Source organism: Aeromonas sp. PrichA-15 (genome assembly GCF_017939245.1).
GTDB classification, from domain to species: Bacteria; Pseudomonadota; Gammaproteobacteria; order Enterobacterales; family Aeromonadaceae; genus Aeromonas; species Aeromonas caviae.
The window spans coordinates 1-8,419 of record NZ_JAGKRH010000167.1 but is presented as its reverse complement, the minus strand read 5'-3'; the positions used below and the strand labels follow the sequence as shown (position 1 = coordinate 8,419).

General features: G+C 58.6%; 6 protein-coding genes and 1 pseudogene. 1 reads left to right on the top strand and 6 read right to left on the bottom strand.

What is annotated here, in order from left to right:
- Nucleotides 1–198 precede the first annotated feature (198 nt).
- Nucleotides 199–603 (top strand): IS200/IS605 family transposase, encoded by a 405-nt coding sequence (tnpA, locus tag J9889_RS17715; RefSeq protein WP_119197662.1) that lies wholly within the window; start codon nt 199–201, stop codon nt 601–603.
- 54 nt (nt 604–657) lie between these two features.
- On the opposite strand, the pseudogene J9889_RS24725 reads toward tnpA, so the two are convergent.
- The 6 genes and pseudogenes from J9889_RS24725 to J9889_RS17685 form a co-directional block, all read right to left on the bottom strand.
- Nucleotides 658–1,149: pseudogene (locus J9889_RS24725) on the bottom strand (sensor histidine kinase); the annotation flags it as partial.
- Between the two features lie 64 nt (nt 1,150–1,213).
- Nucleotides 1,214–1,501, bottom strand: coding sequence for a 50S ribosomal protein L25 (gene rplY, locus J9889_RS17705; RefSeq protein ID WP_010674717.1), 288 nt, complete (start codon nt 1,499–1,501; stop codon nt 1,214–1,216).
- A gap of 163 nt (nt 1,502–1,664) precedes the next feature.
- Nucleotides 1,665–2,495 (bottom strand): hypothetical protein, encoded by an 831-nt coding sequence (locus tag J9889_RS17700; protein ID WP_210557554.1) that lies wholly within the window; start codon nt 2,493–2,495, stop codon nt 1,665–1,667.
- A gap of 71 nt (nt 2,496–2,566) precedes the next feature.
- The gene (gene hrpA, locus J9889_RS17695) at nt 2,567–6,466 is read right to left on the bottom strand and encodes an ATP-dependent RNA helicase HrpA (RefSeq protein WP_210557553.1); all 3,900 of its coding nucleotides are present in this window, start codon (nt 6,464–6,466) and stop codon (nt 2,567–2,569) included.
- Between the two features lie 189 nt (nt 6,467–6,655).
- Nucleotides 6,656–7,078 (bottom strand): CBS domain-containing protein, encoded by a 423-nt coding sequence (locus J9889_RS17690; RefSeq protein WP_043152696.1) that lies wholly within the window; start codon nt 7,076–7,078, stop codon nt 6,656–6,658.
- Nucleotides 7,079–7,161: 83 nt separating this feature from the next.
- Nucleotides 7,162–8,232 carry a transcriptional regulator gene (locus J9889_RS17685; protein WP_043152694.1) on the bottom strand — a complete coding sequence of 357 codons (1,071 nt, stop codon included), beginning with the start codon at nt 8,230–8,232 and terminating at the stop codon, nt 7,162–7,164.
- Between the last annotated feature and the right edge of the window lie 187 nt (nt 8,233–8,419).

Sequence of the window (8,419 nt, the reverse complement as noted above, 5' to 3'; positions counted from 1 at the left end):
TTCGCCAGCATCCAGAATGCGCTTTGTCTCTGCCAGCCCGTGATTCCAGACATAACGAGCACAACCGCCCAACTGGCGCAGGCGTTGCGCTTGTTGGGCGGTCGGTTCGAGTCGGAACTTGTAGGCTTTCAGAATTTGCATTTATCACTCAGTGTGTAGCATTATCGCCATATCTATTAAGCCCGATTGAGTGACAGAATGCAATTCACTAAAATTAATAAATCACGCCATGCGACCTACGTTTTGCACGTACATTTGGTGTTTATCACCAAGTATCGAAAACCGATACTGGGGGATCTGCATCACGCTTCATTCGGTCAGTGTGCGGCAGAGGTTTGCAGAGATTTTGGTGCGGAACTGAAAGAGTGTGACGGAGAGGCTGATCATGTTCACATGCTGATAGAGTACGGCCCAACAGTGCAGCTATCGGTGCTGGTGAACTCGTTAAAGGCGGTCACATCAAGGCGACTGCGTAATGAATTTCTGGACTTGAGGGGTGCTTACAGCAAACCCGTACTCTGGTCACGCTCTTACTTTGTGGGCTCTTGCGGCGGTGCGCCGTTAGAGGTGATCAAGCAATACATTCAAAACCAGCGGGGCTGACGCCCCGGCGAAATTCCCCTCCCACCTACGTCGGAGGGAGTCCCCTTTCGCATTTAAGATGGGGTTGAAGGGGCGATCGATCACCCCGTGTTCAACGTTGAGATCGAGCGGCGAGACGTAGACCCGCTCCCAGGGCAGCGCCATGGCATCGCGAAAGTAGTAACGCTCCCCCTTGTTCTGCAACTGGTCGTCCGTCACACGCCACAGATGCTGGCCCTGGCGATCGATGCGCACCCGCTCCATGCCATCCGGGGCAAGCCAACGCACCTGGGCATAGTCGGGATTGCGGTTCAGCAGGATGGTGAACTGGACGGCCAGGGTGTCACGGTCATTGCGAGCCGCCGCTTCGAGCAGGATGGGTTCTTCCGACATGCTGCGCACATGGCGCAGCGGCACCGCCAGCTCGCCGTCAAGGCGGCCGCTGGCAAGCGCCAGGAAGGTGCTCTCATCACTGCGAACGCGATAGAGCTCGCGCTCGATCAGTGCATTGCCCAGCAGATAGCTACCTGCCAGGACAAGCAGCAGAATAGGTGAAAACAGCAGGATATTGCTGTAAAAACAAAGAGGCCACCCGATTGGGTGGCCTCTTCACAGGAAAGTTCGTTGTCGATTAGACGCGAACGAAATCCAGGTGAACCAGCTTGTAGCGAACCGGGTGACGCTGGATAGCCTTCACGTTCACTTTGACTTCTTCACCGTTGATGACCAGGGTCAGCTCGGAGGAGTAGAACTCCGGCTTCTCTTGGGCCAGGATCAGCTTCTTGTGGTCCAGGGTAACGGACACGGCTTCTTTGCCTGCACCGTAAACGATGGCAGGAACCAGGTCAGCATGACGCAGGCGGCGGCTCGCACCTTTCCCCAGGTCAGAACGGACTTCAGCTTGGAATACGAAAGACATAGTGATTATCTCTTTTAAGATGAATGTATGGTGTTGACTGCGACCGGTCAGCACCTCGCAAAACGAGCGCGAATACTAGCACGGACCCGGAGGGGATACAAGGAAAGAACCCGCGTCACTCCTCTTTGGCCAAGAGGCACTCCACCACGCCTCTCGCCATCCCCTAGCGCCCCTGCTCCAGACGGGCAAACTGCTGCTGTCGCTGGGCCGGGCTCAGGGAATCGAATTGCGCCAGAGTCTGCGCTTTCGGGCAATAGAGGCGCTGCTCGGCCTGTACCTGGATCCCTTTGGCCATCCTGTCACGATTTTCCTGCACCAGCGCCAGCAGATAACTGTAAGTATCCGAGCCGCCGGCCTCCTTTGACTGAAGCTGGCTTGCAATGCGCCACAGGGTTTCTCCCGGCGCCACCTGATGACAAACCCGCGATGCCTCCCCTGCCGCCGTGGCGGAAAGAATCAGGGTCGCCTGCTCAGGGGCAGAATCTGCGGTGGCCATGGGCTGTGCATCTCCCTGTCTTGCCAAGGCCTGTGTGGGGACCAGCCCCCCAAGCCGTGCGAGCAAGGGCTCCCCCAGAGGCATCCGCATCTTCCTCTCCCGGGGCAGGGAGAACTCGGCGACAAAGGCGACAGCGCCCGGGACTTCGAACGAGGGGGCCGAGGAGGCGGCTTGCAGTACTGATTGGTGGGGAGCCATTCCATAGGCCATCTCATCGATGCGCTTCAGCCTGGCCAGGTAAGCCTTGGAGAGCTGGGCCTCCCCTTCGAACAGATCGAAGGGGGGCACCAGCCGGGCAGGAAAGAGGATCTGCCAGCGGCCATTCTTCTTTCTCTGTTCAAGTGGGGGAAACTGATTGCCCCGCCAGGCCGCAAAAATGGGCGGCACGGGGCGCTGCACCGGATAGAACTCCGGGTTGAGCTGCACCCAGGTTTGTTCCGCAATGGGTTGATACCCGCTGATGTTGACCAGTGCCACCCCCAACCAGATCCCCAGCATATGACGGCCTCCCTTCCCTTTGGCGTCTCGTTGCTTTCACACTATGGCTCAGAAAACAGATAGATAGCAGCTTAGCACTGGGCAATGGCGCTCTGCACCCGTTTATCCGAGATAGGGTATGGCGTCCCCAGTTGCTGGGCGAAGAAGGAAACTCGCAGCTCCTCGATCATCCAGCGGATATTGGCCACCTCGGCCGGGATCAGCTGGGATTTGGGGATCTTGGCGAGCAGTGCCTTGTACTCCGACTCCACGCTGTGCACCTTGAGCATGTAGACCCGATCCCGGTTGGGATCGATGGCGAGCTTCTCGAGCCGCCGCTCGATGGCCCGCAGGTAGCGCAGCAAGTCAGGCAGCCGCTGCCAGCCGGTCTCGGTGACAAAGCCCTTGTGAATGAGGTTACCCAACTGCTGCTGGATGTCCGACATGGCAAAGGCGGTGTCGAGCTGCATCTTGCCCTTGAGCCGTTTCTTGATCTCATGGGAGAGGGTCAGCACGGCTTCCACCTGTTTGGCCACCTCCACCACCGCATCGTTGAGCTCGGCGCGGACATACTCCTTGAGCGCCTCGAAACCGGCCTCGTCCCAAGCCATGCCGCCGTGCTGCTCAATCAGCTTGTCGCAGCCGCAGGCGATGCAGTCGTCAATCAGCTCGGCCACCTTGCCAAACGGGTTGAAATAGAGCCCGAGCTTGGCCTTGTTGGGCAACTTCTCCTGCAGATACTTGATGGGAGATGGCACGTTGAGCAGCACCAGCCGGCGTTGGCCTGCCCACATCAGCTGCTGCTGCACCACAGGGCTCTCCACCAGCTGGATGGCGACCGAATCTTTCTCGTCTACCAACGCCGGATAGGCCTTCACCTCGAACCCACCGCGCTTCTGACTGTACTCTTGCGGCAGTTCGCCAAAGCTCCACAGGGTGAGGCCAGACTGCTCGATATCATCGTCCGCCACTTGTGACAGAGTCTCCTGCACCTTGCCGCGCAGCGACTCTTTCAATGCCTCCAGATCCTTGCCTTCCGCCACCTTCTTGTGCTTGTCGTCCACCACACGGAAGGTGAGTTTCAGGTGATCGGGCACCGCAGCCCAATCCCAGGATTCACGGGGCACGGTCACGCCGGTCATGCGGCGCAGCTGACGCTCCATCTCGTCCAACAGCGGCCCCTGCTCGGGGTTGATACTGGCGAGCAACGCATCGGCATAATTGGGGGCCGGCACGAAGTTCTTGCGCATCGGCTTGGGCATCGACTTGATGAGGGCCACCAACAACTCGTGACGCAGCCCGGGGATCAGCCACTCGAACCCCTTCACCTCCACCTGATTCAGGAGCGGCAGCGGGATATGCAGGGTCACGCCATCCGCCGCCTCCCCCGGCTCGAACTGATAGGTCAGCTTGAGCTTGAGGCGCCCCTGCTGCCAGAAGTTGGGGTAGTCGAGATCGCTGATGTGGGCCGCATCCCCCTTCATCAACATCTCTTTCTCGAAGTTGAGCAGCTCGGGATCCTGCTTTTGCGCCTCCTTCCACCACTTGTCGAAGTGGCGGGCGGAAATCACATCTTCCGGCAAACGGGCATCGTAGAAGCGGAACAAGTCCTCATCATCCACCAGAATATCGCGCCGACGGGATTTGTGCTCCAGCGCCTCTACCTCGGCCAGGAGCTTGCGGTTATCGCTGAAGAAACGGTGGCGGGTCTCGAAATCCCCCTCCACCAGGGCGCGGCGGATAAACAGCTCGCGGCACAGCGCCGGATCGATGCGGCTGAAGTTGATGGTGCGCTCGTTGACCAGAGTCAGACCATAGAGGGTCACCTTCTCCTTGGCCATCACGGCACCGTTTTTCTTCGACCAGTGAGGGTCGCTGTGGTGCAGCTTGATGAGGTGACCTGCCAGCGGCTCCACCCACTCCGGTTCAATCTTGGCGTTGATGCGGGCGTAGAGGCGCGAGGTCTCCACCAGCTCGGCGGCCATCACCCACTTGGGCGGCTTTTTGAACAGACCGGAGGCCGGGAAGAGGTGGAAGCGGCCGTTGCGGGCCCCGAGAAACTCGGGCTTTTCCAGATCCTTGTTGCCGATATGGCTCAAAAGACCGGTAAGCAGCGCGCAGTGCACCGTCTTGAAGTCTGCCGGTTCTTGGTTGGCCTTGAAGCCCAGCTCCTTGACCGTCTGACGCAGCTGGAAGTGAATGTCCTGCCACTCGCGTACCCGCAGATAGGAGAGAAACTCCTTCTGGCACATGCGGCGAAACGGGTTGCTGCCAAGAGCATCCTGCTGCTCTTTAAGATAGTTCCAGAGGTTAACAAAAGCGAGGAAGTCGGAATCCTTGTCTTCAAAACGTCTGTGCTGCTCGTCGGCGGCCTGCTTTTTCTCCATGGGCCGCTCGCGGGGATCCTGAATGCTGAGGGCGGCGGTGATCACCATCACCTCGCTCAGGCAACCGGTCTGCGCCGCACTGATCACCATCTTCGCCAGACGCGGATCAAGAGGGATGCGCGAGAGCTGGCGACCGGTCTCGGTCAGCTGCAGCTTGGCTTCGCGATCGCCGTTTGCTGGTAACTCGCGCACCGCCTCCAGCTCTTTCAAGAGAGTCAGACCGTCCTTGATATGGCGCGACTCAGGCGGCTCGACGAACGGGAAGGCCTCCATGTTGCCAAGGCCGAGCGCCAGCATCTGCAGGATGACGGAGGCCAGATTGGTGCGCAGGATCTCGGGGTCGGTAAAGGCGGGACGGCTATTGAAATCCTCCTCCGAGTAGAGGCGGATACAGATACCGTCCGCCACCCGGCCGCAGCGCCCTTTACGCTGGTTGGCGCTGGCCTGGGATACCGGCTCGATGGGCAGGCGCTGCACCTTGGTACGCCAGGAGTAGCGGCTGATGCGAGCGGTGCCCGGATCGATGACATAGCGAATGCCCGGCACCGTCAGCGAGGTCTCCGCCACGTTGGTGGCGAGCACGATGCGCCGTCCGGCATGTTGCTGGAACACCTTGTTCTGCTCGGCGTTGGAGAGGCGGGCGTAGAGCGGCAGCACCTCGGTGTCGCGCAGATTGAGCTTGCGCAGGGCATCGGCGGTATCGCGGATCTCCCGCTCGCCGTTCATGAAGATGAGGATGTCCCCCAGCCCTTCGCGGGCCAGCTCTTCCACCGCATCGAAGATCCCCTGCAGCTCGTCACGCTCTTCCAGTCCTTCACTTTTATCACTGGTGAGCGGGCGGTAGCGCACCTCTACTGGATAGGTGCGGCCAGAGACCTCTATCACCGGCGCCTTGTTGAAATGGCGGGAGAAGCGCTGGGGGTCAATGGTGGCCGAGGTGATGATCACCTTGAGATCGGGGCGCTTTGGCAGCAGCTGTTTGAGATAGCCCAGGATGAAGTCGATGTTGAGGCTGCGCTCGTGGGCCTCATCGATGATGATGGTGTCGTACTGGGTCAGCATCCGGTCGTTCTGGATCTCGGCCAGCAGGATACCGTCGGTCATCAGCTTGATGTGGGTCTGCTCACTCACCTGATCGGTAAAGCGCACCTTGTAACCCACGTAGTGGCCAAGCTCGGACTCCATCTCCTCGGCAATACGGGCCGCGACGGTACGGGCCGCCAGACGGCGCGGCTGGGTGTGGCCGATGAAGCCCTTGACCCCACGCCCGAGCGCCAGACAGATCTTGGGGATCTGGGTGGTTTTGCCCGAACCGGTTTCGCCGGCGATGATCACCACTTGATGCTCTTCAATGGCTTTGGCGATCTCCCCTTGCTTCTGGCTGACTGGCAGATTGTCCGGATAGGTGACCTTAGGCACGCCCGCCAGACGGGACTGATAGCGCGTCTGTGCCACATCCAGGTCAGCGGCGATGGTTTCGAGCACGGCAGCCTGCTTGGCTTCCGGCAGCTTCTTGACCCCGTGCAGTCGACTGGAGAGACGGCGGGCGTCGAGATTCATGCAGGCGGTAAGACGGCGGCGCAGCGCCTCGATAGAGAGAGACAAGGTACGAATTCCTTAAAAGAGTGCCCATCAAGGGCCATATCGATAGCTGGGGGAGATCCTAAAGAGCGAGGCTGGGCGGTGCAAGCCTTAAAGCGCCGCGCCAGCACATCAAGCCGGAGGCGTCATGACCGTCACGGATGAAAAGAGCAGGCCGGAGCCTGCTCTTTGAAAACAACCAGACAACACCATTCAGACTCTGGCCTGATGCACGAAACAGGTGCCAAGCTGGGCGTGGATGGCCTGCATCACATTGTGGCGGTTGATGACCCCGAGCAGGCGCCCCTCCTCCACCACAGGATAGATCTTGGGCTTTTGACCCATCATCATCTCCGCCAGATCCAGGATGCTGGTGTCGGGGCCGACTGCCAGCACCTCCTTGCGCATCACATCCCTGACCTGGGCCACCTGTTCACAGTGGTAGGCCTCTTTCAACATGACGGCAATGCAATCCTGCTCGGAGACCCAGCCAATCAGATGTCCCTGGCTGTCCACTACGGGGCCGCCCAACTGATGACTGTTGAGAAATTTTTCCACCGCCGCCTGTACCATCATCTCTGCGCTGAAGATGATGGGCTTGGTCTGCATGTAGTCCTTTGCCTTGAGTGATTCCATGACGCTTTCCCCCAACGAGCCTCCCGAGGGGAGGCAAGAGCCGGGCACTATGTCCAGCTCACTCCAAGCATAGTCCGCGTGGATCAGGAGATGGATTGCAGCAAGAGCAAGAGCTCGTTCTGGCTGTGGCAGCCGGTCTTCTTGAACACCCCTTTCAGGGTGGAGCGCACGGTTTCCACCTTGACACCGCGCAGCTCCGCGATGTCGTTGCTGCTGTAACCCTTGCTCATCAGCACCAGCAGCTCCTTCTCGCCAATGGTGAGGGGATAGAGGCTGGCCAGCGCTTCAATGTCAGGATTGAAGGCGTGCTCGGGGTCACGCAGCACCACTTCCACATAGCGTTCAAAGCGGCTGAGTCCGCTCATCAGGGTGCATTGGACCAGCAGCGGGCGCAGGTTAGGCTGACGGGGAATGGACATATAGGCGCTGGCGCCGGGCAGCAAATAGGCAAAGCCATTGAGGATCTCCTTGAGCTGACGTTGCTGCTCCTTATTCTGCAAAGAGAAAATGCCATTGATGGCCCGCAATTCCACATTTTCATCGGCGATACGGTTGAAGGCCACATTGGAATAATGAATATGCCCCTTGTCGTCTATGATGGCGCTGGGCTTATTATGGTTTTTCACCAGCTGTTGCAACTGATAGTTCTGGGTTTCCAGGGCCAGCAAGTTCCAATAATGGTGGCTCCAGGCCGCCAGTCCGGAATAGATTTCCGAGAGCGAGGTGAGGTCGCGACTGCTGAAATCATCTTGCGCTGCACCACGGTAACTGCACAGGCTGCTCAGCCCACGCCCTTTGACCTGGCAGACGCCGCCGGCGGCGAATTGGGCGCCGAAACTTGCCAGCAGGCCCACCGAGCTTGAAATGCTGTTGGCGCTGACGATCCCCTTGCACCCTTTATCCAGATAATGGTTGAACCACACATCCTGGCGATGATGTTGCAGGTAAAACTGCTGCTGGGCCTCGGTCAGACCGCTGGAAAAAAGCTTTATTCCGTCGCTCTTGTCATCATCCCGCAATAAAAACAGGGATGAACTGCAGGAAACGTCGGCACGAAATTGGTCCACGACAAGCTTAATGTCAGAATCATTAATACCGCACTCGTATAACTGGCTGATATAGGGCGATATCCTTTCTTTCTCTAATGCCTTCACACCCGAACTCCTAATTCTTATTTTTATTGAAGAGGCATCTTACCGACATTCCGCACCTGATTTAGGAATAAATTTGCCGATAGCGCTCACCCAATACCTCCAAAATGATCTGCTGGTCTCCTGTTAGCTCCGTTACTTGTGGCGGAGCTTCTCCCAGTCGATATTCATGGATGCCACCAAAGCGCAA

What these genes read in the sequence shown, in the direction of transcription:
- rplY (WP_010674717.1), bottom strand. Translation starts at nt 1,501, where the DNA reads ATGTCTTTCGTATTCCAAGCTGAAGTCCGTTCTGACCTGGGGAAAGGT.
- tnpA (WP_119197662.1), top strand. Translation starts at nt 199, where the DNA reads ATGCAATTCACTAAAATTAATAAATCACGCCATGCGACCTACGTTTTG.
- J9889_RS17700 (WP_210557554.1), bottom strand. Translation starts at nt 2,495, where the DNA reads ATGCTGGGGATCTGGTTGGGGGTGGCACTGGTCAACATCAGCGGGTAT.
- J9889_RS17690 (WP_043152696.1), bottom strand. Translation starts at nt 7,078, where the DNA reads ATGGAATCACTCAAGGCAAAGGACTACATGCAGACCAAGCCCATCATC.